This window comes from Leptolyngbya sp. FACHB-1624, from assembly GCF_047649235.1.
GTDB classification, from domain to species: domain Bacteria; phylum Cyanobacteriota; class Cyanobacteriia; order Leptolyngbyales; family Leptolyngbyaceae; genus Leptolyngbya; species Leptolyngbya boryana.
Genome location: NZ_CP180258.1, coordinates 3,565,382 through 3,590,952 on the forward strand (window position 1 = coordinate 3,565,382; position 25,571 = coordinate 3,590,952).

At 47.6% G+C, this 25,571-nt stretch carries 26 protein-coding genes and 1 pseudogene; 16 read left to right on the forward strand and 11 right to left on the reverse strand.

Features of this window, described 5'->3' with window-relative positions:
• Nucleotides 1-14: 14 nt before the first annotated feature.
• Nucleotides 15-449: a PPC domain-containing protein gene (locus ACMUEV_RS16780; RefSeq protein ID WP_017287938.1), complete on the forward strand. Its 435-nt coding sequence runs from the start codon at nt 15-17 to the stop codon at nt 447-449.
• Nucleotides 450-532: 83 nt separating this feature from the next.
• Here ACMUEV_RS16780 and ACMUEV_RS16785 read toward each other — a convergent pair whose 3' ends face one another.
• Entirely contained in the window at nt 533-871 is a 339-nt protein-coding gene (locus ACMUEV_RS16785; protein ID WP_017287937.1) for a P-II family nitrogen regulator, read from the reverse strand.
• A 209-nt stretch (nt 872-1,080) separates the two neighbouring features.
• Nucleotides 1,081-1,653 (reverse strand): hypothetical protein, encoded by a 573-nt coding sequence (locus ACMUEV_RS16790; protein ID WP_197693271.1) that lies wholly within the window; start codon nt 1,651-1,653, stop codon nt 1,081-1,083.
• Nucleotides 1,654-1,889: 236 nt separating this feature from the next.
• On the opposite strand from ACMUEV_RS16790, the gene queF reads away from it, so the two are divergent.
• The 4 genes from queF (at nt 1,890) to hemN (ending at nt 6,407) form a co-directional block, all read left to right on the forward strand.
• Nucleotides 1,890-2,285: a preQ(1) synthase gene (gene queF / locus ACMUEV_RS16795; protein WP_017287934.1), complete on the forward strand. Its 396-nt coding sequence runs from the start codon at nt 1,890-1,892 to the stop codon at nt 2,283-2,285.
• Nucleotides 2,286-2,783: 498 nt separating this feature from the next.
• Entirely contained in the window at nt 2,784-3,860 is a 1,077-nt protein-coding gene (gene acsF, locus ACMUEV_RS16800; RefSeq protein WP_190653677.1) for a magnesium-protoporphyrin IX monomethyl ester (oxidative) cyclase, read from the forward strand.
• An 11-nt stretch (nt 3,861-3,871) separates the two neighbouring features.
• Nucleotides 3,872-4,621: a heme oxygenase (biliverdin-producing) gene (locus ACMUEV_RS16805; RefSeq protein ID WP_190653676.1), complete on the forward strand. Its 750-nt coding sequence runs from the start codon at nt 3,872-3,874 to the stop codon at nt 4,619-4,621.
• A gap of 388 nt (nt 4,622-5,009) precedes the next feature.
• Nucleotides 5,010-6,407, forward strand: coding sequence for an oxygen-independent coproporphyrinogen III oxidase (gene hemN, locus ACMUEV_RS16810; RefSeq protein ID WP_190653675.1), 1,398 nt, complete (start codon nt 5,010-5,012; stop codon nt 6,405-6,407).
• An 82-nt stretch (nt 6,408-6,489) separates the two neighbouring features.
• On the opposite strand, the gene ACMUEV_RS16815 is transcribed toward hemN, so the two are convergent.
• The 5 genes from ACMUEV_RS16815 to ACMUEV_RS16835 form a co-directional block, all read right to left on the reverse strand.
• Nucleotides 6,490-8,733 carry an S-layer homology domain-containing protein gene (locus ACMUEV_RS16815; RefSeq protein WP_190653674.1) on the reverse strand — a complete coding sequence of 748 codons (2,244 nt, stop codon included), beginning with the start codon at nt 8,731-8,733 and terminating at the stop codon, nt 6,490-6,492.
• A gap of 174 nt (nt 8,734-8,907) precedes the next feature.
• Entirely contained in the window at nt 8,908-10,080 is a 1,173-nt protein-coding gene (locus ACMUEV_RS16820) for an alpha/beta hydrolase (protein WP_017287929.1), read from the reverse strand.
• A 24-nt stretch (nt 10,081-10,104) separates the two neighbouring features.
• Nucleotides 10,105-10,662, reverse strand: a complete 558-nt coding sequence (locus ACMUEV_RS16825) for a DUF924 family protein (RefSeq protein ID WP_017287928.1) — start codon at nt 10,660-10,662, stop codon at nt 10,105-10,107.
• A gap of 131 nt (nt 10,663-10,793) precedes the next feature.
• Nucleotides 10,794-11,279 carry an allophycocyanin subunit alpha-B gene (locus tag ACMUEV_RS16830; protein WP_017287927.1) on the reverse strand — a complete coding sequence of 162 codons (486 nt, stop codon included), beginning with the start codon at nt 11,277-11,279 and terminating at the stop codon, nt 10,794-10,796.
• Between the two features lie 165 nt (nt 11,280-11,444).
• Entirely contained in the window at nt 11,445-11,912 is a 468-nt protein-coding gene (locus ACMUEV_RS16835; protein ID WP_190653673.1) for a hypothetical protein, read from the reverse strand.
• 571 nt (nt 11,913-12,483) lie between these two features.
• Here ACMUEV_RS16835 and ACMUEV_RS16840 point away from each other — a divergent pair.
• The 5 genes from ACMUEV_RS16840 to rpsD all read left to right on the forward strand — a co-directional run bounded on the left by ACMUEV_RS16840 (nt 12,484) and on the right by rpsD (nt 16,874).
• Nucleotides 12,484-13,497, forward strand: a complete 1,014-nt coding sequence (locus ACMUEV_RS16840) for a PEP-CTERM sorting domain-containing protein (protein ID WP_190653672.1) — start codon at nt 12,484-12,486, stop codon at nt 13,495-13,497.
• 131 nt (nt 13,498-13,628) lie between these two features.
• The gene (locus ACMUEV_RS16845; protein ID WP_190653671.1) at nt 13,629-15,170 is read left to right on the forward strand and encodes an asparagine synthetase B family protein; all 1,542 of its coding nucleotides are present in this window, start codon (nt 13,629-13,631) and stop codon (nt 15,168-15,170) included.
• Between the two features lie 78 nt (nt 15,171-15,248).
• A complete protein-coding gene (gene psb28, locus ACMUEV_RS16850; protein ID WP_017287923.1) occupies nt 15,249-15,584 on the forward strand; it encodes a photosystem II reaction center protein Psb28 in 336 nt (111 codons plus the stop codon).
• Nucleotides 15,585-15,703: 119 nt separating this feature from the next.
• Nucleotides 15,704-16,207, forward strand: a complete 504-nt coding sequence (locus tag ACMUEV_RS16855; RefSeq protein ID WP_190653670.1) for a molybdenum cofactor biosynthesis protein B — start codon at nt 15,704-15,706, stop codon at nt 16,205-16,207.
• 55 nt (nt 16,208-16,262) lie between these two features.
• Nucleotides 16,263-16,874, forward strand: coding sequence for a 30S ribosomal protein S4 (gene rpsD, locus ACMUEV_RS16860; protein WP_017287921.1), 612 nt, complete (start codon nt 16,263-16,265; stop codon nt 16,872-16,874).
• Nucleotides 16,875-16,958: 84 nt separating this feature from the next.
• Here rpsD and ACMUEV_RS16865 read toward each other — a convergent pair whose 3' ends face one another.
• The 3 genes from ACMUEV_RS16865 to ACMUEV_RS16875 all read right to left on the reverse strand — a co-directional run bounded on the left by ACMUEV_RS16865 (nt 16,959) and on the right by ACMUEV_RS16875 (nt 18,727).
• A complete protein-coding gene (locus ACMUEV_RS16865; protein ID WP_190653669.1) occupies nt 16,959-17,339 on the reverse strand; it encodes a response regulator in 381 nt (126 codons plus the stop codon).
• Nucleotides 17,340-17,436: 97 nt separating this feature from the next.
• Nucleotides 17,437-18,147, reverse strand: a complete 711-nt coding sequence (locus ACMUEV_RS16870; RefSeq protein ID WP_190653668.1) for an intradiol ring-cleavage dioxygenase — start codon at nt 18,145-18,147, stop codon at nt 17,437-17,439.
• Nucleotides 18,148-18,220: 73 nt separating this feature from the next.
• Nucleotides 18,221-18,727, reverse strand: a complete 507-nt coding sequence (locus ACMUEV_RS16875) for a hypothetical protein (RefSeq protein ID WP_190653667.1) — start codon at nt 18,725-18,727, stop codon at nt 18,221-18,223.
• A 139-nt stretch (nt 18,728-18,866) separates the two neighbouring features.
• On the opposite strand from ACMUEV_RS16875, the gene ACMUEV_RS16880 reads away from it, so the two are divergent.
• The 5 genes and pseudogenes from ACMUEV_RS16880 (at nt 18,867) to ACMUEV_RS16900 (ending at nt 22,248) form a co-directional block, all read left to right on the forward strand.
• Nucleotides 18,867-19,541, forward strand: a complete 675-nt coding sequence (locus ACMUEV_RS16880) for a response regulator transcription factor (RefSeq protein ID WP_017287917.1) — start codon at nt 18,867-18,869, stop codon at nt 19,539-19,541.
• Nucleotides 19,538-20,161, forward strand: coding sequence for a hypothetical protein (locus tag ACMUEV_RS16885; protein WP_348251564.1), 624 nt, complete (start codon nt 19,538-19,540; stop codon nt 20,159-20,161). Before ACMUEV_RS16880 ends, ACMUEV_RS16885 begins: the two co-directional genes overlap by 4 nt.
• Nucleotides 20,162-20,265: 104 nt before the next feature.
• On the forward strand, nt 20,266-21,423 hold the full coding sequence (locus ACMUEV_RS16890; protein WP_415354608.1) for a transposase: 1,158 nt from the start codon (nt 20,266-20,268) through the stop codon (nt 21,421-21,423).
• Nucleotides 21,424-21,450: 27 nt separating this feature from the next.
• Nucleotides 21,451-21,546 (forward strand): annotated as a pseudogene (locus ACMUEV_RS16895) (hypothetical protein); the annotation flags it as partial.
• Nucleotides 21,541-22,248 (forward strand): sensor histidine kinase, encoded by a 708-nt coding sequence (locus tag ACMUEV_RS16900; RefSeq protein WP_415354790.1) that lies wholly within the window; start codon nt 21,541-21,543, stop codon nt 22,246-22,248. The pseudogene ACMUEV_RS16895 and the gene ACMUEV_RS16900, both read left to right, overlap by 6 nt.
• Here the strand turns inward: ACMUEV_RS16900 and ACMUEV_RS16905 are convergent.
• A complete protein-coding gene (locus ACMUEV_RS16905; protein WP_190648198.1) occupies nt 22,217-23,215 on the reverse strand; it encodes an SAM-dependent methyltransferase in 999 nt (332 codons plus the stop codon). The genes ACMUEV_RS16900 and ACMUEV_RS16905 overlap by 32 nt on opposite strands.
• Nucleotides 23,216-23,413: 198 nt before the next feature.
• Here ACMUEV_RS16905 and kdpB point away from each other — a divergent pair, with 198 nt between their 5' ends.
• On the forward strand, nt 23,414-25,480 hold the full coding sequence (kdpB, locus tag ACMUEV_RS16910; protein ID WP_190648199.1) for a potassium-transporting ATPase subunit KdpB: 2,067 nt from the start codon (nt 23,414-23,416) through the stop codon (nt 25,478-25,480).
• The last annotated feature ends 91 nt before the right edge of the window (nt 25,481-25,571 follow it).

A 25,571-nucleotide genomic window follows, 5' to 3' on the forward strand; every position in this document is an offset into this window, starting at 1 on the left:
GGAAAGGAACGGTTATGAAAGGATGGATGGCTTGGCTTTGTGCAGCTCCAATTGCGGTTTTGATGACGACCGCCGCAATGGCTCAATCGACTCGCTCTTATGCGCCAATCCCGCTGGCTCCTGGAAAAGAGATTAACGATCGCTTAACGGATGCCGATATTCCCACCGGGCAAGGCAATTTCGCACGCGATTATGTGGTGACTTTGCAGGCGGGAGAACAAGTGGCGATCGATTTGTCTTCGGATAGTTTTGATACGATCGTCACGCTGATGACCTCACAAGGGACAACCGTTGCCGAGAATGATGATGGTCCAGATGGGACAACGAATTCGCTCTTATTTACTCGCATCACGCGCAATGCGAATTACATCGTTCGAGTCAAAGCTTTCGGAGAAACGGCGGGCGGCCCCTTCAAGTTGAAATTGACTCGGCTGAAACCCGTTCAATAAATATAAAGGCGATCCAGATTCGGATCGCCTTCACAGCGAAGCAAGCCTTCTGAGTGTTTCAAAAACTCGGAAGGTTCGTGTTTTTAAACCGCTTCAAAGTTCTTTTCGCCGGTACGAATCCGAACTACTTGTTCAACAGGTGTGATAAAGATCTTCCCGTCCCCGATTTCTCCGGTTCGAGCCGCCACAATGATTTTGTCAACCACCATGTCTACTTGATCATCTTCCACCACAATTTCAATTTTGAGCTTCTGTAAAAACTCAACCGTATATTCAGAACCGCGATACCGTTCGGTCTGACCTTTCTGCCGTCCAAAGCCTCGGACTTCAGAAACCGTCATTCCCACGATTCCAGCATTGACTAATGCAATTTTGACTTCGTCGAGTTTAAATGGGCGAACAATCGCTTCAACCTTTTTCAAGCGCTTACACTCCTTAATCGTGATCTCTATAATTCGGGCATGAGACTATCTATCATTTCTGGTGAAGAGAATTTTGTAACGATCGCTACCGATCATTAACCGCCTCGCCGATTGTAATAGTATTTTTGAGTGTCGCATGAGCCACTCAAAATCGGAATTCATCAGTTGTAATTCGTAATTTCGGGTTGCTATTGGTTACATTCGAGAATTTATTTTGATGAAGGACTCAGCAAAGGACGCACCAGCAAGAAGCCAGCGCCGAAAGCAGTCACGACGATCAAAGCGATGACTAAGCCCAACATCCAACCGCTGAGTTCAAAATGAGTGTCTTGTTCTGGCTTAATTTTGCGCCGGGGCTTGCTGTCTTCTTCGATTACCAGCTTCTCTTCAGGAAATTCGAGACTCGATGGAACGGGTTCTGGTTTGGGAGCAACGGGGATGCGGGGTGGCATGACCGGGATTTGGAAGGATGCAGCTTCGACTTCGGGCATCAAGTCGAGACGAGGTGCGGGTGGTGCAGCAGGATTAATTCCCGGCATTGCATTGGAGACTTGGCGGAGTTGGAGTGCTGCTTGTACCGTGCGTTCAATTTCTTGCCGCAATTGCTGATTCTGTTTTGCCAATTGCTGGTTTTGAATCTTCATGGCTTCCACCGAGTTCTTTGTAGCTTGAAGCTCAGCAATCACCTCGCGGTAGACTGAAATCGGTACAGAAGGGGCATATCCGGTTGCAGGAGCTTGAGGCGGCAAATTGATCGATCGATTAGGTGTTTTCTGCATCATGGGGTTCATAACAGCGAGAGTAATCTGACAAAACAGCGAGAAATTGTGATGCCCTCAGAATAGCTGCAATTGAATCAAGCAACGCATTTTTAGTCAAGATTTTTTCAAAAAGAAACGATTTTGTGAACGAATTTCGGGGATTGCGGAGATCAAGTACTCAAAAATCTTGAGACGCGATCGTGCCTCCGTGCAAATTCGATTGCTAAGATCAGTCAGTTCATTCAATTTCATAGGCTATGACGCAAGCGCAAGACCATCCCGAAGTAAAGTATGGCGAACGCCTGATCGAAGAGGGAAGTCTAATTACTTTCCCGAATCCTAGACCCGGACGGCGTTATACGATCAATATTACGCTGCCAGAGTTTACCTGTAAGTGTCCGTTTTCTGGCTATCCCGATTTTGCGACGATCTATGTGAGCTATGTTCCGGATCAGCGCGTCGTCGAACTGAAAGCAATTAAGCTGTATATCAATAGTTATCGCGATCGCTATATTTCTCACGAAGAAGCGGCGAATCAAATTCTAGATGACATTGTGGCAGCGTGTGATCCGTTAGAAATCTCGATTAAGGCGGACTACACGCCCCGAGGAAATGTGCATACCGTAGTAGAAGTGACGCATACGAAGGTATAAGTAGAATGCGGTTCGCTAACCGTCCAGAATTCTCGCTGAGCGTCTGAACTCGTTCTTCTTGATAGGGTGAGCGCAAAAAAATCCGTGTTCTGTCTTGTTCTAGCTTGCAGTTTAGGAGCGAGACAGAACCGATTCAGATCCTAAACTAACTTGAGCAGTAACTACTGGCTCTAACCTCGAAGTAGACATCCTAGTAAAGCAACCAGCACTTACGATCGAGCTTTTCATTTGAGCTAGTAATGATTGCTGCAAGAGTAGACAAGCAGAATGAGAGAAAGCAAAATCTTTTGCAAATTTAAGTGATGAAAGGTGGAAGGCTTCTAGGAGTGATGCCTTGCTTCAATCTCAGCGGATGTTTTAACAATTTGTTAGAAAGCCCTCTAACCTTGTGCTCATCTCAATGTTTTACTTGTGGTAACTATAGAGCAGAGCAGGTAACTCACTTGTGCCGCGATCGCAGATTCGGGGAAAGTAATTTCAGTCGTTATCATTCGCTCTATGGTCAGCACAGTTTCGAGATCCGACCTGCCAGAACAATCGCCTGGCATTAAAAAACCTGTTCAAGAAACGCTCTTAACTCCTCGGTTTTACATCACTGATTTTGATGCGGTTGCCCAAATGGATTTATCCAGGCATGAAGCAGAACTAGAAGCGGTCGTCGCAGAATTGCGAGCAGACTATAATCGTCACCATTTTGTTCGCAATGAAGAGTTTCAGCAAGATTGGGAAAAGATTGATGGTGAAACCCGGCACGCGTTTATTGATTTTCTAGAGCGCTCTTGTACTTCAGAATTTTCGGGCTTTTTGCTCTTTAAAGAACTCTCTCGCAAGCTTAAAAATCGGCAACCTTTACTATCAGAAGCGTTTCATTTACTTGCGCGCGATGAAGCTCGTCATGCCGGGTTCTTGAATAAAGCAATGGCAGACTTTGGCTTGACTCTTGATCTGGGCTATCTGACGAAAAATCGAACCTATACTTTCTTTCCGCCAGAATGGGTGATCTACACCGTTTACCTCTCGGAAAAAATTGGGTACTGGCGTTATATTTTGGTCTACCGCCATTTAGAACAGCATCCAGAACATCGGTTTTATCCTCTGTTTCGGTACTTTGAGAGTTGGTGCCAGGATGAGAATCGACACGGAGATTTCTTTAAGGCACTCTTGCGATCGCAGCCCAAACTCTGGAATTGCTGGAAAGCAAGACTGTGGGCAAGATTCTTTCTGCTGACTGTCTTTGCAACTCACACCTTGACTGTTTTAGAACGATCGACGTTTTACGACTCGATTGGTATTGATCCGCAAGAGTACAACAAGGCTGTAATTCAAAACACGAACGAAACCTCGAAGCGAGCTTTTCCGAGTGTGCTGGATACGGATCATCCAGAGTTCTTCCCTCGGCTCGAAAAATGCGCGATCGCGAATCAGAAACTAGCAGAGATTTCGAGTCAGTCGCGCCCGAAATTCATTCAAACGCTCCAAAAATTGCCTTGGATTGCTGTGATCATTTGGCAACTTCTCCGCCTCTATTTCTTACCTGCAATTGATGCAGAAGCCTCTCGTCCTGTCATTCATTAGGAAACAATTTCATGAGTACTTTATCTGTCCGCTTACGAGAAGGAACCCAACGCTCTCACACCACAGCAGAAAACACTGCATTTATGAAATGCTTTGTGAAAGGTATTGTAGAACGCGAACCTCTACGGAAACTGTTTGCAAATTTGTACTTTGTTTACAGCACTTTAGAAGCAGCATTACAGCAGCACGCTCAAGATCCAGTGTTTGGTGCATTCTACTTCCCAGGGTTGAATCGAGCTGCGAATCTGGCGCGCGATCTCGCATTCTACTACGGTGAAGACTGGCAAAATCAGATCGTTGCATCATCTGCGGGAATTGCATACTGCGCTCGAATTAAAACGCTCGCTGCTACTGATCCAATCTTGCTGGTTGCCCATGCTTACACCCGCTATATGGGCGATTTATCAGGAGGACAGAGTTTGAAAAATGTGATTCGATCTGCATTGTCTTTGCCTCCGAATCAGGGAACGAATTTTTATGAGTTTGAGCAGATCTCGACTCCTGAAGCCAGACGAGAATTCAAAGAGCGTTACCGTCAGATGCTAGATAGCCTGCCTGTAGACGAGAACACAATCGAACGGATTGTTGCCGAAGCAAACCTTGCCTTTGTGCTCAATCAAGATGTGATGCATGAACTCGAACCCGATGTCAAAGCAGCAATCGGAGAACATACCTTTGATTTACTCACTCGGCAGGATCGTCCTGGAAGTACAGAACGACGATCTCATGGTAGCGATCGTGAACCTGTCCTAGCTCCTTAACTTGAAGAATTGTTTGATGCGTGGAGTTTCGATTGCTTAAGAGGACGCTTTAAAAGTACAAAAAGCCTCTTCGCTCACGTTGTCCTCCTGCCCCGGAATGGAATTCCAGGGCTAGTAAAACGAAGTCCACTAAACTGGACTACACAGAGATTTGAGCGATGCAGTCCTTTTAAGGACTTCGCACCGTTAGCCCTAGAATTCCATTCCGGGGCGGGTGAATGCGTCTCAACGATTACTTTTAAAGCATCCTCTAAGCAAATGCTCAACTTGCACAACCCGCAACGATTGTTGTGCAAAGTCGGAACCTCACGCTAACAGAGGCAATTTCGTCCCTCAACCCTGCTGCTGCAAAACGGCTCGCCCATCCAAACCCATTAAATCCTTTCCAATGAAACAACTATCCCAAACGGTCGAGTTTGACGCGGCGCTTCTGAACCAGTACAACCTGCCCCTTCCCCGCTATACCAGCTATCCGCCTGCTACAGAACTTAGTTCCGACTTCGAGCCTCATTTCTTCAACCGAGCGATCGACCTCGGCAATCACAAAAAAACGCCCTTATCCCTATACTGTCACATCCCTTTCTGTGAAACACCCTGTTATTTCTGTGGCTGCAATACGATCATCACTCAACGTAGAGAAGTCGCAGAACCCTACTTAGGTTATCTTGCCCGTCAAATCCGCCAAGTCGCTCAATCGGTCAGTTCTGACCGTCAAGTTCATCAATTGCATTGGGGTGGCGGCACACCAAACTACCTTGACTTACAACAGGTTGAATTTCTTTGGAATCGCTTCCATCGCTATTTTCGATTCGATGCCACCGCCGAACTGTCGATCGAGATCAATCCGCGATACGTCGATCGTCATTACATTCATTCTCTAAGGCAACTCGGCTTTAACCGAATTAGTTTTGGAATTCAAGATTTCAATCCTGAAGTGCAAGTCGCAATCAATCGGGTACAGCCTGAAGCAATGCTCTTTGATGTGATGGATTGGATTCGGGAAGCTGGATTTGAAAGTGTGAATGTCGATTTGATCTATGGTTTACCGTTCCAAACTTCATCCACGTTTCAGCAAACGGTTGAGAAAACACTAGCGCTCAATCCCGATCGCATTGCGGTGTTCAATTTTGCCTACATTCCCTGGCTCAAACCCGTTCAGAAACGGATGCCAGAATCGGCGCTGCCTAGTACTGTTGAAAAATTCAAGATTCTGCAAAACACGATCGCTCAACTTACACAAAGTAACTATGTGTTTATTGGCATGGATCACTTTGCGAAGCCCAATGATGAATTAGCGATCGCCCAACAAGCCGGACAACTGCATCGGAATTTCCAAGGCTACACCACAAAGCCTGAGTCAGATTTACTCGGCTTTGGCATTACTTCTATCAGTATGTTGCAAGATGTTTATATCCAGAACCACAAGCGGTTAAGAGACTTCTACACTGCGATCGATGCCTCTGAGCTTCCGATTGAGAAAGGAGTGCTCTTAAGCCAAGATGACTTGATCCGACGCACTGTGATTATGGAACTGATGTGTCAGTTCCAACTTTCAGCAGCAGACTTAGAAGCAAAATATCATTTGGGATTCGATCAAGATTTCAATGATTACTTCGCGGATGAACTCTCACGTCTAGATGCGCTCGAAGCAGATGGACTGCTCAAGCGGTGGAGTGATGGCATTGAAATTACGCCAGTTGGACGGTTACTGATTCGGAATATTGCAGCGGTGTTTGATACCTATTTGGGCGATCGGAAAGCTCAAACTTTTTCTAAGTCGATCTAGTAATTAAGCGCGTTGACTGTGGAGAGTGGGAGATAGGGAGAACCCAGACCTGGATTACTCCCTATCTCCCGGCTCTGCGGTTCTAGGCTGTCAAGATATACCCCGAATCTACTGCTGCTACTCGCCCGTCTCGAAGTAAGGTTTGATAAACCATGGCTGAGACATCCGCCCGTGTTGCTTCACGATTTGGATTGAACTGCTTTTGATTCGGATAGTTCACAATCATATCTGCTTGAGCCGCTGCTGCTACTCGATCTTGGAACGATTGCGGAATTGCATTGCGATCGTCTAAGACTGCTAGCACATTCGGATTTGCAGGAGAGAGGTTAAATCCGCTGACCAGAGATAGCACCAACTGAAGCCGTGTAATGTTCTGATTCGGCTTAAATGTGCCATCTGGGAACCCGGAAATAAAACCTGCTCGATACGCTTGCTCGATCGCGCTTTTTGCCCAGAAATCCCCAGGCACATCTGGGAAAGTGGCTAAATCGCGGCGCGGAGCCGGGTTAAAGGTTCTCGCAATGACAGTTGCATACTGAGCGCGAGTCATTGGGGCATCGGGTTTGAATGTGCCATCGGCAAATCCTTGGATAAAATTCTGACCAGATAAGCCCAAAATGAAATCCTTTGCCCAGTGGTTCGTGACATCAACAAAGGCAGTCGTCGCAGTATCAGGATTGACGATGTAAGCAGACGCGATCGCTTGTGCCTGATTTGTCGCGACTAAAGCTTGATAGATAAAAGTCGTGACCTCAGCCCGTGTAATCTCCTGCAATGGACGCAATTGTGAAACATTCGGATAGTTCACGACTAATCGCCGCTGAGTTGCAGCCGCAATTCGCTCGCTCGCAAAACTTGGAATCTGAGCACGATCGCTATACAATGTCAGAGTATTTGGAGTCCCACCTGGGAAGCCTAGCCCGCTGACTAATGCAACGAGCGCTTGAGTACGGGTTAAATTCAAGCCAGGACGGAAGGTTCCATCCGGAAAGCCAGTAATAAAGCCCATGCGATTTGCTTTGGCGATCGCTTCAGCCGCCCAGAAATTCGAGGGCACATCTGAGAAATTCGTGGCAGGTTGCTTGAGAGGCAGATTGAATGCTTTCGCCACGATCGCTGCAAATTGAGCACGAGTTAGCGGACTTTCTGGTTTAAACGTATTGTCTGGAAAGCCCGTGATCAGATTGCGAGCTACCAATGACTGGATAAATGCCTCAGCCCAATGCCCCCGGATATCCGTAACTCCAGCCGTTGGCGTTGGTGTGGGCGTTGGCGTTGGCGTTGGCGTTGGCGTTGGTGTCGGGGTTGGTGTGGGAGTCGGAATTGGCGTTGGCGTTGGAGTTGGTATCGGTGTGGGTGTTGGAGTCGGGGTTGGTGTGGGAGTCGGGGTTGGAGTCGGGGTTGGTGTGGGCGTTGGAGTCGGGGTTGGTGTGGGAGTCGGAACTTGACTCACAATGAAATCAATTACGCCTCGGACTCTAGAGGGATTGATTTGGTTGCCAACAGAAGCGATCGACACGTTCGTTCCGTTTTCGACATCAATGTCTGTATTGTCGCGAATAATGTTTCCGCCTGGGTCTTGACTGCTGCCTAAATTAGGCGAACCGCTGCCTACGATCGTCAGTCCAGAATCGGTATTTCGCTCGATCGTATTGCCGCGCAAAACTGGACGTGCTGAATTACTCACAACAATTCCAGAGCGGTTTTCAAACAATCGATTCTCAATAATCAAGGGTGCGCCATTGTCGCCAACCGCAATCCCGTAGCCTGTGTTTTGACAGACGTTACGGCGCAATTCACCTTTTGCATTTCTAGAAATTGCAATTCCGTTGGCATCGTTTTGCAGAAAAACGCAATCTGATACGACCGGGTTTGCAGTTCCGGTCGCAAAAACGCCTTCTCGCTTACATAAAGTAAACGTACAATTTGCGATCGTCGGCGCAGTCGATTCTGACCAAACTCCACTACCACGAGTGTTCGGGTTGGTCACGGTCACGCCTCGAAGCTGAGCATTGGTATCGAGTCGGAAAGTCACATTTTGCCCTGCCCAAGTTGGACTCAGGTAAGTTCCACCGCCTTGTACGAGAATGTCTTTGCCTTTTGTCGATTCATTACCGACAACCGTCACCCCTGCGGGAACGAACAGCGGAAACACCTCGCCGCTAGCGGCATTATAAGTTCCGGGAACAAGTTGGATTGTTGTCCCAGATTTTGCTTGTTGGAGCGCGCGGGCGATTGTTTTGAGGGGAGCGGCTTGAGTTCCAGCAGCGCTATCATTGCCGCTTGCAGGATTGACATAAAGAACAGGGGAGTTTACTTGAACCATAACGTCAGAGCTTTGTGATAAATGCTATTGGGTCTGAAACAAACACGAAACAGACAATTCCAGGAATACGAGAAAGTAATTCATGATACTCACTCGATCGAATGTGGACACCTATCCGTTAGAAATCTTTGAGTCAGAGAAAACGTCAATCCTGGAAGAATTCCCGCAGAATTGCTACACTCCAGGCACGATCGGTAAACCTGGATCTTGCTCAATCCGACCCAGATTCGTCATATTCGCCCGCCCAGTCGTCAAAAATCGGAACGTCTCCTGATACAAACTTTGCCAAAATCGATTACTCATGTTCTGGCTGACCTCAGTTGGATCAACCATCGGATGTGGCACTAAATCCTCACTCGGATATAAGAAGAACCGATGCCCTTCTCCCTCTCCTCCAATCCGCTGATAAAAATCCTGGCTCGTCTCAATATCCGCTGCATCTTCATTCTCAGTCAGGACTAAAAACGTCGGAATATTCGACAGCGATCGCACAGATTCATCACTCATCACGACTTGAGAGCCAAAGCGATCGGCAGCGGTCAAACAGCCGACTGGAAACCGCAACTTCTCATCCCAGCCCAACTCACTAATATCCAAAGGACCTGCTAAATTCACATATCGCCGCCGCTGTTCTCCATAAATCTTCAGCAACGGTGCATACGCGACCACTCCACGCACCCGCTCAGGTCGCGATGCTGCCAAGCCCAGAGCTACCGCGCCTCCAACGGATAAACCTACTGTGAAAATGGCTCCCGGCATCGCATCTAATTCTGCGAATCTCGCCTGAGCTTCAGTCAGATAGCGCAAATGCGAAGACGTGAAATAGCGATCGAAATCAGGATCATTATTCGATTCCAAGGATTTCACAATATCTAACAACTGCGGTTCGATCAGCAATAAGCGGGCGATCAATCCCATTTGCTGCATAAACCCTGGACGGGTTGCCGTTGGATTATGCGCAAAATTTTGGAGAAAAGTTTGCAGTACCGGATCTTTCTGAACTTTGTCTTTGAGCGGCTCTGCATATTCAGGTTTGAGATCGACTTGCGCCCAGTTGCGATCGGGATACATCAAGGCATGTCCTGCGATCGAAGGCTGATATACATTAAAGCCATTCTGAAAGAGATAATCTGCTAAACGCCACATCTGATGGGGTCTTGCGCTGAATCCGTGGAATATCATGACTGTGCCGCGAATCGGTCTTCCAGGTTCATGAAACAAATAGTACGGCATTGCCCCTTCTCGCCGATCAGGGTGCTGATTCAGGCTCGCAATATGCGCGTCGATCGCAGATTTAGTTTGATTAATTTGCTCAAGAGTTGGGATCGTTTCAGCAGCAATATTCATACAGATTCTCTACTCGAAAAGGTCTTAAAAGGACGATCCAGGCTGTTTCAGGAACTCAAGTTCTTCGGGGGTCGAAGGTCGATTGAGGATTAGATTGCGGTGGGGAAACCGTCCAAATCGTGCAATCACATCGCGATGCCGGATGGCATAGTCGTACGTATCTGCTAATTCAGGAATATCCCTGAAAGGCTCATATAAGCGCACCGATTCATTTTGGTCATCCAGATTTTCACTGTGTTCTAGCGGCAGGTAGAAAAAGAAGCGCTGCATCGGTGGGAGGTGCTGATCAAACCCCTGAGCGATCGCACATTGAGCCACTTGTAACGCTTTTGCATCGGTGGCAAACGATCGCGGCGTTCCTCGGAACATATTTCTCGGAAACTGATCCAGCACAATCACTAACGCTAAACTGCTTTCAGCCGCATTCATCCAATCCTCCAATTCGCCTAAAGCCGCTTGTTCATACTGTGAGAGAAACCGGGAGCGAATCTCTGCATCAAAGGCAGGATCTTTCTTAAACCAAGCCTCCCGCCGCTCGAGCGTTTCTCCAAACCAAAACTGCAACACTTCTGCTGTATTCATAAATCTTTCTCCCAATGGGTTCCGTAAAATTTCGGAATAATTTAAAAACAAATTCCCCGCTGTTTTCAGAAATGCCGCAAACTCTACCGCATCTCCGCAAACAGCGGGGAACTCAAAAACTTCCAGTGTCTCTATGACATTGCTTGAACGATGTAGTCGAAATAAGGAGCTGCTGCTGCTGCATCCTCATTGTTTAACAAACCAAGAGAAGCTTCCTTCAAACAGCGGATTGCTTCCGCCATTCCAGGAACCGGAACACCGAGCGCGTTATACATTTCCCGCGCCCCGATCACCCCAATCTTCTCGATCGGGTCAGTACTGCCGGCCAGTACCCCATACGTTACCAATCGCAAATACCAGCCATAATCGCGTAAACATAGCGCCCGCTCCCGATTGCCATAAGCGTTGCCGCCCGGGGCAATGAAATCAGGACGCTTCTGCCACAACAATTTGCTCGCTTGCTCAACAATCTTTTTCTCACTTTCAGACAGAGTCGCGGCGATTCGAGTCCGTTGCTCTCCGGTTTGAAAAAATTCTCTTATGCCACTCAATTCGCCGCTCGTTGGATAACGAAGCTCGTCGTCGGCTTGTAGGATAACTTGGCTAACTACGCTCATGTTTATATTGCGGTATCTCAGAATTCACTTTGTAGTGTACCGACTTTCGGGGACGATGCGAAAGAGGAAGTTCTCATTTTGCTTGACAAATCGTTACACTTCGTCGTGACATTAGATGGGAGAGACAGGAATAATCTCTCTATCTCCCTATCTCTCCCTATCCCTCTACTCGTCTGCGATCGCTTCCGCCTTAGTCACGACTGGATTGGGAGCCGCTACTACAGGTTCAGCTTTGACAGGTTCAGCTTTGACAGGTTCAGCTTTGACAGGCTCAACCTTTGCGGGTGCAGGAGCCGGAATCTCAAATCCTAACTGTGCTCTTGCCTGATTGAGCGTGTAATCTAAACTTGACTTGCCTGCGTTCAGGAGTGCTCTTCCCGTCTCAGAGGCAATCTGTTCGCTCGAACCTTCTAGCCCATTAAACCAGGCGCGTGTACTTCGTCCGGCTCCCACAGAAATTTTCCAGAACCAGTCCGCAAATACTAATACGAGGCAAAGCACTAGCCAAACCAGCAATGCCGTTTCTTTGATGATGATCCAAGTCATGACCACTGCTGACTTGTAGGTATCAAATGTTTCAGGTGCAGTCAGCAACTTCCACAGCTTCGCAAATTGCGCTTGAATTTTATCCATAATTTTAATTTCGTCTCCTCAAACGTAATCTCTTCAAATTATCACCCGCACAACTAGATTCCGATTCAACAAAAATCTATCAATGCCTATCGATTGACAGATGCGATCGCATTCGGATCTCCCTAAACTATTGACAGTATGCCAATCTCAACTTTAAGCAGTGCAGGGTAATTCATTGAGATCCAGGGTGAAATGTTCAATTTCAGCTGGCGAAATGGTTTCAGAAAGCTTGGGTTCTGCTTAGTTTTGGCACATGGTTCTTATTAACTACTCAGAATTGACTTGGATAGTTCCAGCGGCATAATCCTTAAATCAGATCTGATCTCCCGTAGGATTGATGTGGATTCTGCTCAAAGATTTTTATGCTTAGCGGAACATAATAATTGCGCTCTCACCAACCAAGCTAGGGAGATTCTGTCTGAATCGCTTTGAGATCGGTTGTTTTATTGCTTGAGTGTAATAAATTGCTTGAGTGTAATAAAATGGGTGCGCCAGAGGTTAGTTTATTCAGTCCTTTCGTAGAGTTCAGCTTTAGATGGTGCCAGAAGATATTTCCACCTCAAGCAAGTGTGTGAGGAGACAGCCTTCATCCTGCTGTTCTCCAGAGGAGAACCTGAAATCGAATCGTCCGCATCGCCGGATTTCCTCGATCGCATTTGGTCTTTCGCTCGGTTGGTTGACGAGTAGTTTAGTGCTGCCTGCACGCGCTGCTGATATGTCGATCGGGAACGAAGGCATTCGGGCGAACAAAAACACAACCTTGCAATCAGAATTTGTTGAGTCGCATGGTGCTTACCAATCTACCTTTGGTGTCATCAACCTAACCACGAAGGAAAAAACTCCTCTCTTGGTCGAAACAAAGCCTGCTGATAGTCCAGACACAATTTTCCGCCCATCGACCAAAATTGATGACGCGGGAAGTGAGTTAGATTTTCCAGGCACTCCTGGGAATGCGGTTCCTGAACCGAGCAAGCAATACACGTTTCAGCCGAATAATGATTACGTGTTTTATCTAGAGTCTTCATATAACGGGCGACCGACTGGGCTTTTGTATTCCACGGATAGCTTGAACCCCAATTCTGAACAGCACGTAAAATTTACGGGGAACATCAATTCTCTGTGTGAATCAGGCGGCATGACGTTGGGCTGGGATGATACTGGCTCTAGGATTGTTCGCAACCGGGATGCACAGGATCGAGATTATGACGATTTCATTGTGCGGATGCGGGATACAGCTTGTCCGGTTGGGGGAGGTGAGCCTCCACCAGTGGTTTCTCCAGTCGGTCCGGGTGGCACACCTGTGGGTCAGTTGCCTGTTGCCGCTGTGCCTACTGCGTCGGGCGGTTCGTTCTTGTTGCCAGCCTTGTTAGGCGCAGGTGCGATCGCGGGCTTAGCGGTCGGTTTGAGTGGGGATAGCGGCGACAGCGGCGGCGGTGGTGCTGTCGGTGGCGGCGGTGGCGGCGGTGGCGGTGGCGGCGGTGAGCCGATTCCCGAACCGTTGACCATCATGGGTTCAGGTGCAGCCGTTGGGTTTGCCGCTCTAATGCAGCGCCGTCGTTCTAAGAAGAAGAATAAGAAAGACTAACGCTGTGCGATCGAGAACGGTCGAGAGTATCCGAGAGGTATCACAGCCTCGAAACGTGAATAACTGTGATTTAATCTTCAGATATCCCCTCTTCATGATGAAGAGGGGATATTTTTTCAGGTGAATCGCTTATGTCGTGGACGATCGCAGTTGGGAACGTTGAGTCGGTTCAAGCTACTTGGAAAGAAGCGGGAATTGCGATCGTCGATGCACCTTTTTCGGTTGGTGAAAGCTATGTCGTGATCGGTGAAGATTGCGAATGGACAGGATTTGAATCGCTCGATCGGCTTGATAAAACCTTTGTCGTCTGGGATCGCCAACTTCAACAAATTTGGATGATTCGCGATCGTGTGGGTCAGAAGACGCTTTACTACACGCGAACTGGTGAAACTCGCTGGATTTCGCCGAGATTGCGATCGCTGAATGCTTATCATTCGCGTGAGTTGGATTTAGTCGCACTGCGAGATTATCTTTCTTGTGCCTTTGTGCCTGGATCTCAGACCTTGTGGCAGCAGGTGCGCGAGGTACGACCCGGAACGTATCGGAATTTTCAGGAAGAAACAATTTATTGGTCGCCGCAAGAGCAAATTCACAACCCAGATGCATCGCTCGAATGGCATGGGCAAAAAGTACGATCGCTGCTCGAAGGCTTAATTGAGGAAATGTTGCCGTCGGGAGAGCCAGTTGGGGCATTTCTTTCGGGTGGGATTGATTCAAGCTGTGTGACGGCACTTGCTGCAAAATTACACGATCGAGCGGTGCATACGTACTCGATTCACTTTGGCGCACCGTATCCCAGTGAGTTAGAGTTTGCCAATCTCGTCGCCAAACATTGTCACACTCAGCATCATATTTTAGAGATTTCGCCAGAGATGATTTGGCAGATGTTACCGGAAACGTTAGCAAGTTTGGATGATCCGATTGGGGAAGGGCTGACGGTTCCGAATTTGGTACTGGCGCGCGCGGCGAAAGAATCGGTGAATGTCGTGCTGAATGGAGAAGGCGGCGATCCCTGTTTCGCGGGTCCGAAGAATAAGCCAATGTTGTTAAATCAGCTTTATGGCTCTGGTGGGAGTAAACGTGATGTTGAGGCTTATCTGACTTCGTTTCAAAAATGTTTTTCAGACTTGCCGACCTTGTTGAAGCCGGAGGTTTATGCCGCGATCTCACAGGCTCCTTCGGTGTTTGAAGCTGATCTGAATGCACCTGTAGCTTATCTAAATCGATTGATGTTACTCAATCTCAAGTTCAAAGGTGCGGACTACATTTTGACCAAAGTTAATGCGTTAACCGCAGCAGCGGGAATCACAGGTCGATCGCCGTTGTTTGATCCGCGCATGGTGGAACTGAGCTTACAGATTCCGCCCCAGTACAAACTGGCAGGAGCAGAAGAAAAAGCTGTATTGAAAGCAGCAGTGGCAGATTTGCTTCCCGATGTGATTGTGAATCGTCCGAAAAGCGGCATGATCATGTCGATGCAGCAATGGTTTCGCAACATTTGGCGACGACGAGCCAGAGCATTATTGTTAGACCGCAAGGCTGAAATTGCACCGTATATCAATCAAGCGATCGTTAAAGATTGGCTCGACTATCGCGGACAAGTCTGGCATCGCTACGGATTGAAACTGTGGTTACTCGTGACTTTAGAAATTTGGTTGCGAGTCAATCGGTAAAATGAGAGATTTTGTAACGTTCCGCAAAGATGGGAGAATAGAGAAAATCTATCTAGAAGTAAATCGCACGAAAAAATCATGGCAGAAATTCAATTTGCAAAAGGCATTGCAGAAGAAGTGATTCCCGATGTTCGCTTAACTCGATCGAAAGACGGGTCAAACGGGACTGCAACCTTTATCTTTGAAAAACCGAAAGCGCTTGAGGCTGAGAATACAGATAGCATCACGGGCATGTACATGATTGATGAGGAAGGCGAACTGGTCACTCGTGAAGTGAAAGCAAAATTTATTAATGGTCAGCCTGCTGCCTTAGAAGCGCTGTATGTGATGAAATCGGTAGAAGCATGGGATCGCTTCATGCGGTTTATGGATCGCTACGCTGAATCAAATGATTTAGGATTCACCAAATCATAAGTCGATCGGCAAAATGCTCATCCAATACGGTTCGGCTCCGTTTAACGCTCAGCCCCCGAAGATCGGGAGTTGAGCGAAGTCGAAACCTAACGGCAGATTGAACTTAGCTTTTTTACTTCATGTCTCATCAGCCTCATCCTGACTCTGGCGGGATCGCAGTCTCATGTGCTGTCATCACGGTCAGCGACACTCGAACTGCTGAAACCGATCGCAGTGGTCAACTGATTCAACAGCTTTTAACCCATGCAGGACATATGATCGCGCATTATGCGATCGTGCCGGATGAGCCGGATGTGATCCGTCATCAACTTGCGAATTTACCCGAACTCGATGCCGTCATTCTCAACGGAGGAACTGGGATCGCACCGAGAGATACGACGTGCGATGCGATCGAGCAATTATTAGAAAAGACACTGCCCGGATTTGGGGAAATTTTTCGGGCACTGAGCTATGCAGAGATTGGCTCAAGAGCGATGGCATCGAGAGCGATCGCAGGCGTATCTGCGAACAAATTGATTTTTTCACTGCCTGGATCTTCAAATGCCGTCAAGCTGGCGATGGAAAAATTAATCTTGCCGGAAATTGTGCATTTAGTCACACAAATTCGATCTAAAACGCCGTGAGGCAACCTATACTAGAAAAGTTGTTTAAATCTTCGAGTCAAACGAGGAACTTTCAATGTCGCGATATCGAGGTCCACGCCTTAGAATTGTTCGTCGTCTGGGAACAGAACTGCCTGGACTAACCCGTAAATCTGCTCGTCGGGCTTATCCGCCTGGACAACATGGGCAAGCCCGTAAAAAGCGCTCTGAATATGCAGTGCGTTTGGAAGAGAAGCAAAAGCTCCGCTTTAACTATGGTGTGAGCGAAAAGCAGCTTCTTCGCTATGTGCGTAAAGCGCGTCGTGCAGCAGGTTCAACCGGACAAGTGCTGCTGCAATTGTTGGAAATGCGGTTGGATAATACCGTCTTCCGTCTGGGCATGGCTCCGACAATTCCCGGCGCACGTCAGTTGGTCAATCATGGTCACGTCACTGTGAATGGAAAAGTTGTAGATATCGCAAGCTACAACTGTCGTCCGGGTGATGTAGTTGCAGTTCGTGATCGCGATCGCTCTCGCAAATTAGTCGAAGCAAACCTGCAATATCCAGGATTGTCAAACTTACCGAGTCACTTAGAATTCGATAAGAACAAGATGACGGGTAAGGTGAATGGTGTCATCGATCGGGAGTGGGTCGCACTTCAGATCAACGAACTGCTGGTCGTTGAGTACTACTCACGTCAAGCTTAGAATTTTTTTCAAAATCGATATTCTCCGCGGCAATTGAATATCTATTTGACAGCCTCCCCTGTTCCGTCAACAAGGGAGGTTTCGTTATTTTGGCTCAGAATCTTGCTGGATTTTGCAAGTGTATGACTGCATCGATCGCAACACATTGCTCAATGCCATCGATTTGAACAGAAAACCATTTGCCCCGGCAGCAAACGCCCGTGAAGCATCATCAGATTGCCCAATCAGCACAATCCAAGGTTTCTTTTCTGCTGGATTGATCTGCAATTCATCCAAAATGCCAAAGCCATCGAGTTCTGGCATACTCACATCACAAAGAATCAGATCGGGTTGGTGATCCTGGGCAAGTCTCAAGCCAATAAAACTATCCCAAGCCACTATCGTCTCAAATTCATCTAAAGCGAGCCAGTTTGTTAGAGCCGATCCCAAAGCCGCATCGGCAGCGATAATTAAAGCCTTTCTCATTTTGAATGCATATACCTCAGTCCAGGATTTAAGTCGAGCGACATTCTCGGAATAAACGATTGATTGGGAAGTCCTCAAGCCATACTAATGTCGCGCTTTACGCAGTTTGTAGTCCAATCTCAAAGGTTGCAGCATAGCCTTGAGTGTTTTTAGTCGGAGACAGCAGGAGCGGATTCCCACCCTCTTGAAAGATCCCGTCTTCGGCGTTCTTGATCGATCTCTGTCCTCTGCTGGCATAGGGAAGCCCTGCATGAACTTGATCCGTGAGCGCATCGTCAAAATACAGTTGGGACGTAAATTCTGCCCCCGTTGGAGTACGAACTTTGAAATGAATATGCACAGTTCGACCTTGATACCAGCCTGGATAGATTGTTAGAAATTCAACATTTCCAGCCGCATCAGTGGTTTGATAACCCCGGAGAAAATTCTGACCCGTTGTATCAGAACGGCGATCGCGAACATCAGAGTAAATGCCTTCTGCATCACAGTGCCAAACATCAACGATCGCGTTTGAAATGGGTGTACAACTGCGATCGCTGACCTGAACAATATTGAGCTTTAGTTGCAGGGGAACCCCTGCTTTGACTGCGCTACTTTTCGAGTCGGAGCGAATATCAGAGCGATTTAGCTTTTCATCGACAAAATAGGGGCCTTCTGTTTGTTGCGGTCGAACCGTACAAGCCGGAGGCGAAGATTGTGCAGAACTCATTCGCCTGGGAAGACAGCCCACTAAAAGCGCAGTAGCAGTCGATCGTAGAACAATCAAGGCAGTCCGACGACTGAATTGAGCTTTGAGAAACCTTTGCATGGGTAGAATCTGAGCGGTAGATAGAAAACAATGTTCAGCAGGATCTCAATGAGAGATCCTGCTACACCATCAATTATTGATTTTGGTTAGAGCGATCGTGTTGGCGATGGGGTGGAACACCAAGCGCGTCTTTGAGTTGTTGCTCGCTCACATTCAATTTCGCAGCAGCGGCAGCGAAGTCAGGACGCGGCGGGCGTTGTCTTTGACTGGGTGGATTAGCAGGTACACCGAGTGCGTCTTTGAGTTGTTGCTCACTTACATTCAATTTTGTAGCAGCAGCAGCGAAGTTAGGACGCGGCGGGCGTTGTCCTTGAGCAGGCGGATTGGCAGACACACCGAGTGCATCTTTGAGTTGCTGTTCAGTGACATTCAATTTCGCAGCAGCAGCAGCGAAATCAATTCGGGGACGGCGCTGTCTTTCTTGCTGACCATTGGGAGATTGCTGATCATTGGGAGATTGGGAAGCTTGAGCAATCTGGCGGACTGGATGAGCTGTTGCTAGAGAACTCATCACACCTACCCCTACTGTGCCAGCAAGAACAGAAATTGCCGTTGTTGCTAAAATTTTACGAAGACTCATCGCGCTACCTCTAAACGGTTACTGTTCTAATTCAGCTCGGTAAAATGACAAACCACCCGTTTTCTAAATTACAGTTTTGTCATTTTTGCTTGGAGAAATTGAGCCTAGAATAAAAAGATTCGAGTCACATAACATAGCCGTGAACGTTCTATTTGTCGAAGACGAAATCAAGATTGCTGACTTTGTTCGGGCTGGTCTGAAAGAACAAGGGTTTGTAGTGGACTATTTCGACAACGGCGATGATGGCTATATGCAGGCACTTCACAATGATTATGATGTGATTGTGCTGGACATCATGGTTCCAGGAAAAGATGGATTAGCGATTCTAAAACAGTTGCGAAGTGCAGGGCGAAATGTGCCCGTGATTTTACTCACTGCGCGAAATGAACTCGACGATCGCTTACAAGGATTGAACCTTGGAGCCGATGATTACATCGCTAAGCCCTTTTTTGTCGAAGAATTAGGGGCACGAATTCATGCTGTGGTCAGGCGGAGCGTTGGAGAACGGCAGAACTTACTATCCGTCGGAACCTTAAAGCTCGATCGCATCACGCGCGAAGTCACGTGTCATCAACAGGTGATCGAGCTAACGAGCCGAGAGTTTAATTTACTGGAATATCTTATGCGTTCTCCCGGACAAGTGTTTACTCGGACTCAAATCTTAGAGCATGTTTGGGGATACGATTTTAATCCGAATACAAATGTGGTTGATGTCTGCATTCAAAGAATTCGCAGAAAGATAGAACCGCTGGATCAAGCCGTTTGGATTGAGAGCATTCGCGGTGTGGGCTATCGATTTCGCAAGCCTGAATGATGAAAATTCGTTCTTTTCGGCTGCGGATTGCATTACTCTCGGCGACCCTTGCAGGCATCGCACTGCTTGGATTTGGGGCAATCTCTTGGATACAGATTTACAGCGCGAAAGTAAATCGATTAGATGCAGATCTGCTCAATCAACTGATGCGAGCTGGTCGCCCGCGCGATCGTGAACAACGTTTCTTCGAGGATGATCCAAAAATAGGACTGTTAGTGCTCGATTCAGAAGGAAACCCACGCTATCAAAGCGCCGCATTGTCCGATCAGACATTAGACCAACTCTTGCGGCGGAATCTTCAGCTTGCTCCACCTGCGCCTCCTCGACGAGAACTCCCACCTATTCGACCGATTCCACCTCGCCCGCAGCTTGTGACTGGACAAACGCCAACAGGAACTTGGCGAATCGGAGCGCTTAACTTTCCAGAGACTCAAGTCGCGATCGCGATCAACTTACACGCGATCGATCAAGAAATGGACGGGATTCGCAATATCTTTCTGATCTCAATTCCAGGCATGTTACTTCTCGTCGCAGGGGGTGCGTGGATTGTCGCAGGTCGGGCGCTTCGTCCCGTTCGACAATTAACGGGCGTGATTCAGAAAGTCACCTTAGTGATGTAGAAAAGTCCTGAAACGTCTGATTTATCGAGAGTCTCATGTGAGACAAGAATGGCTTGGGCGGGGCAAATTGTGAGAGGCTTAAGTTCCTACACAAAAACAATCTCATGCAACTGCCCCATCTGTATCGTGAACTAATCGACCAATTCCGTCAATGGATTCAACCGCGTGACCAACGGCACTTAGAGGGCGTATCCGAAGCGGTTGCTGCAATTCTACAATCCGAGAGCGCCTGCTTGAATCATTGGTTGCCCTATTTGAGCCATCGCGGTTGTACCGCCCGCAGTCACCATGCTCGCTTGAATTACTTACTGACCAATCCGCAGGTCAATGCTGAAACCTTCTATGTTCCATTATTGCAGCAATTGCTCTGTGCCTTTGCCGGGACAGACTTGCTGCTGACGCTCGATACCAGTGTGTTGTGGGATCAGTTCTGTTGGATTGGGGTCTGCTTTGTTTGGGGTGGACGCTCGTTCACCTTAGCTCAGATGGTTTTGGAACATGGCAGTGCAACAGTTGCTTTTGAAGCTTATCTTCCTGTCTTAGAGCAAGTTTTCAGCCTGTTGCCCTCTGATTGTCGGGTGACGCTGCTGGCAGACCGTGGCTTTGAGCATGGCGAACTGATGCGGTGGTGCAATCGACACGCATGGGACTGGTTGATTCGGGCTAAAAGCAATCTCACGATTACCCTCGCTCCCGGTGTATCGCAGTCTGTTGCTCAATTGCTGTCTCCAGTCGAGCAGGCTTACTTGTTCCCGAACGTGACAATTCTCGAAGACATCCCCTGCCATCTCGCCACTGCTACACTGCCAGGGGGACAAGAGCCTTGGGCTGTCCTCAGTAGCCAACCCCCTTCATTACAGACGTTTGAGCGCTATGGTCATCGCTTTGGCGGAATTGAACCGCACATTAAAGACTACAAATCTGCTGCCTTTGACATCATTGGCTCTCATTTACGCGATGCCACAGGGCTTACCCGTCTGTTCATGCTGCTCGATATGGCAACGCTGATTGCTTTGGTTTTAGGCTTTTTGCTCGTGCGTTGCGGTCAACGCAAACGGCTCGATTCCCATCCAGAGCGAGGCTTGAGTTTTCTGCAACTTGGTTTGCGCTATCTCAAACAACTTCGTCATTTGGGTCAACCCTTGCCCCGATTTCAGCCTCTGCCACGTCGGAGTCCACCGACGGCATGTGCTTCTCAAAGTAAGCGCGATCGTTTAAATCAAAGGATTCTATTCTCCAAAGTCACCACGTTCTCATCGTGAGACAGCAAAAAGTTTTCTACATCACTAAGGAAAGTCACTGTAACTGGACTCGATCAACGCATTCCCATCGGCACAACTGATGTTGAATTTGTGCAACTGATTCAAGTCTTTAACCAAATGCTAGAACGGTTGGAGCGGAGCTTTCTGCAAGCCTCTCGATTTAGTGCAGATGCCGCTCATGAACTCAAAACTCCGTTGACAATTTTACAAGGTGAATTAGAGCGATCGCTTCAGCAAGTAGAACCTGGCTCAGAAGTACAGCAGCGATTAAGTAGCTTACTAGATGAGGTACGCCGACTCAGTAGCATCATGCGAAAGTTACTTTTACTTTCCCTAGCTGATGCGGGGCAGATGAGCTTGTATCGCGTGAAAGTGAATTTGTCCGAACTGTTGTTTGAAATGCTAGAAGACATTGAGCTATTAGCACCACATTTGACTGTGCAGTCTGATATTGCTCCGGGGTTAAGTGTTCAAGGCGATCGTGATTTGCTCAAACAAGTGTTGCAGAATCTCTTAAGTAATGCGATTAAGTACAACCTTGAAAAGGGGTGGATTCGGATTCGAGCCGGGCAAAGTCAGACTGCCATTCAAGTGACGATCGCGAATGCTTCTAAAGGGATTCCAGTACAGGATCGCGATCGTATTTTTGATCGGTTTCATCGGGGTGATCCGGCTCGAACTCGCAAAGTCGAAGGGATTGGATTGGGCTTGAGTTTGGCGCGCGAGATTGTGCGAGCACATCAGGGTGATCTCAAACTGGACGCAAGTCAGATGGGTCAAACTGCTTTTATTCTCACTTTGCCAAAGACTGCATCACGACCGTAACTTCTTGACGATTGTGAAACAGATTTCTAATCCCAATGATCTCGTACTGGTTTTCCAGAATCGCGATCGCTTGATTAATCACTCCCTTTACACCTTTACTCGGGAGTTTAAGCGTCATCACTGCGAGTCCTCCAGCTTTGAGGACTGGACTCGCAGCAATCATATTTTTTGCAGAATCCACTGCATCCATTCGCATATCATTCACGATCAGATCAAAGCGATCGCGACAGGTTGGGACATACTGCTGCACCAGTTGGCGATAGTGCGAAACTTTCGGATCAGATTGCAGCGAGTCAGCGAGATTTCCCGGATCAACGGCAACAACGGATAAACCGAGCTTTCTTAGAATCCTTGTCCACCCGCCAGGGCTTGCACCTAGATCCAGCGCGAGTCCCTGAGTTGGGAGCGTGAGATTGAATACTGCGATCGCTTCTAGTAACTTAAATTCTGCTCTAGAAATTTGGTCATCTTCATGAGCAAACCGATGCATTCCACCTGCCCAATTACTCAGATTTCCAGTGGCATTGGAGAACCCGAGATAAGACTTTGAAGAATCGCAGAAAATCGAAATAATTTGCACTGGATCTTTAACAGCTACGGTTAAGCCTGCTGCTACTAAATCGTCAACTAAAAGGTGTCTTAGCTCAGTACGATTAATCGCTTTAGTATTTGAGCGAATCTGCACAGATATGGATTGAGTGCGATCGAACAAGGGGATTTGAGATGCGATCGCGCTTTGCAACCTTTCGACGGGCAATACCTCCATCACTGGGCAGAGATGCCGAATGAATGCAGCTTTAGTTGCTGTGATTTGGGAAGCGAGTGCAGAGAAAGTTACTTCATTTAGTTCGATCAATCCGATGCCTTGATCGAGCCAGTGGAGAAATTTGGATTGACGATCGATTCTCTGAAGCTCAGCCAGTGCAGTTTGAGCAAACTCAGGAGAAGCGGTAAAAATAACTTGCATTGACGCGCTGCATCTACGATTGCTGATTTTATCGCATTCGCTCAACAGCCGAGCGCTACACGCCACAAATGCGCCTCGAAGCCTCGATACAGACTTGCTTACAGGAGTGTTATTTTAAGTCTCAATGCGTTGGCATTCTTCTCTAGCCTGGAATTAGGATGTGTTGCCGAAGCGTTCCAAATTGGAAGAGGGTGAGTCATGAAGAGAAATACTGCTCGCAAAAGGATGTATCAGCAAGCGATTCGAGGCGCATTTGTGAAGCTCGATCCTCGTGTTGCGGTGCGAAATCCGGTGATGTTTATCGTTTGGGTCGGAACGATCGTGACTTTACTGGTGACTCTTGATCCGAATCTATTTGGAACGATTCAAGCTGATCTGACTCAACAGCGATTGCTGAATGGCATGATCACAGTGATTCTGCTTTTTACTGTGCTCTTTGCTAACTTTGCGGAAGCGATCGCAGAAGGACGGGGGAAAGCTCAAGCAGATGCATTGAGAGCAACGCGGTCAGATACGATCGCGAAAAAAATCATCAACGGCACAGTGCAAGAAGTGAGTTCGACAAGCTTACGCAAAGGCGATGAAGTTCGAGTCGTTGCAGGCGATCTGATTCCGGCAGATGGCGAAGTGATTCAAGGACTCGGATCAGTTGATGAATCAGCGATTACAGGCGAATCTGCTCCCGTTTTGAAACAACCTGGAACAGATATTTCAAGCTCAGTAACAGGGGGGACAAGGCTACTTTCGGATGAGTTAGTAGTGAGAATTACTTCTGATCCAGGGCAGGGATTTATCGATCGTATGATCTCGCTGGTTGAAGGTGCAGAGCGATCGAAGACTCCGAATGAAATTGCACTCACTGTTCTCCTCGCTGTTCTGACGTTAGTCTTTCTGATTGTGGTTTCGACGCTCTCCCCTCTAGTTCACTCCGTTGCAAGAGGCATTGAAGATGTGACTGCTGCAAATCAGTTACGAGCAGGTACGAGTGTCGCAATTTTGATCTCATTGTTAGTTGCTTTGATTCCAACCACGATTGGGGGATTGTTAAGTGCGATCGGGATTGCGGGAATGGATCGAGTCGCTCAATTTAATGTCATTGCAACTTCAGGACGAGCCGTTGAAGCTTGCGGTGATATCAATACATTGGTGCTAGATAAAACTGGAACAATCACTTTAGGAAATCGCCTTGCAGCACAGCTTATTCCAATTCATGGTCATTCGATCGAGGAAATGGCTCAAGTCGCTCTTGCTGCAAGCGTGTTTGATCAAACGCCAGAAGGTCGATCGATTGTGCAATTAGCAGAACAAAATCGAGCAAGACTAGACTTCGATTTGGACAATGCGAGCGGGGTAGAGTTTTCGGCTCGAACTCGTATGAGTGGCACCAACCTTCCGAATGGGCGAGAAGCCCGAAAAGGAGCGATTGAAGCGATTCGGGGCTTTGTACGTTCTAGGGGTGGTCAGATTTCTTCGGAACTAGAGCAAGCCTATGAAAGAGTTTCACGGTTAGGCGGAACGCCGCTCGGGGTTTGCCAAGATGATGAAATCTATGGCGTGATTTATCTCAAGGATATTGTCAAACCAGGACTTCGAGAGCGGTTTGATCAGTTGCGCCGCATGGGTGTGAAAACAATTATGCTGACTGGAGATAATCGGATTACGGCTTCAGTGATTGCTCAAGAAGCAGGAGTCGATGATTTTATTGCAGAAGCAACGCCCGAAGACAAAATCCATGTAATTCGCGAAGAACAATCGCAGGGAAAGCTCGTTGCAATGACAGGAGACGGCACAAATGATGCTCCGGCTCTAGCACAGGCGAATGTCGGTTTAGCAATGAACTCTGGAACTCAAGCAGCAAAAGAAGCGGCAAATATGGTGGATTTGGATTCTGATCCGACCAAGTTGATCGATTTGGTCACGATCGGAAAGCAGCTTCTCATGACTAGAGGTGCATTGACGACGTTCTCGATCGCGAATGATATCGCCAAGTATTTTGCAATTATCCCTACACTGTTTGCTTCGGCGGGGATTGGAGCATTGAATATTATGGGACTCAAAAGCGCACAATCAGCGATCGTGTCAGCATTGATCTACAACGCACTGATTATTCCTGCTTTAATTCCACTAGCTCTACAAGGGGTAAAATTCCGCCCTTTGACAGCGGATCAACTGCTCAAACGCAATATATTGCTTTATGGCTTGGGTGGCATTGTTGCGCCTTTTATTGCAATTAAGATCATTGACCTCCTCTTGCCATTTTCCTAAGGATTATAAATTTAATCTGTCCAGCACATTCGAGTGGAGAAGGGGGAGAACTCAGATGCAGCTTATCCCCTATCTTCCCGTCAAATGTGCT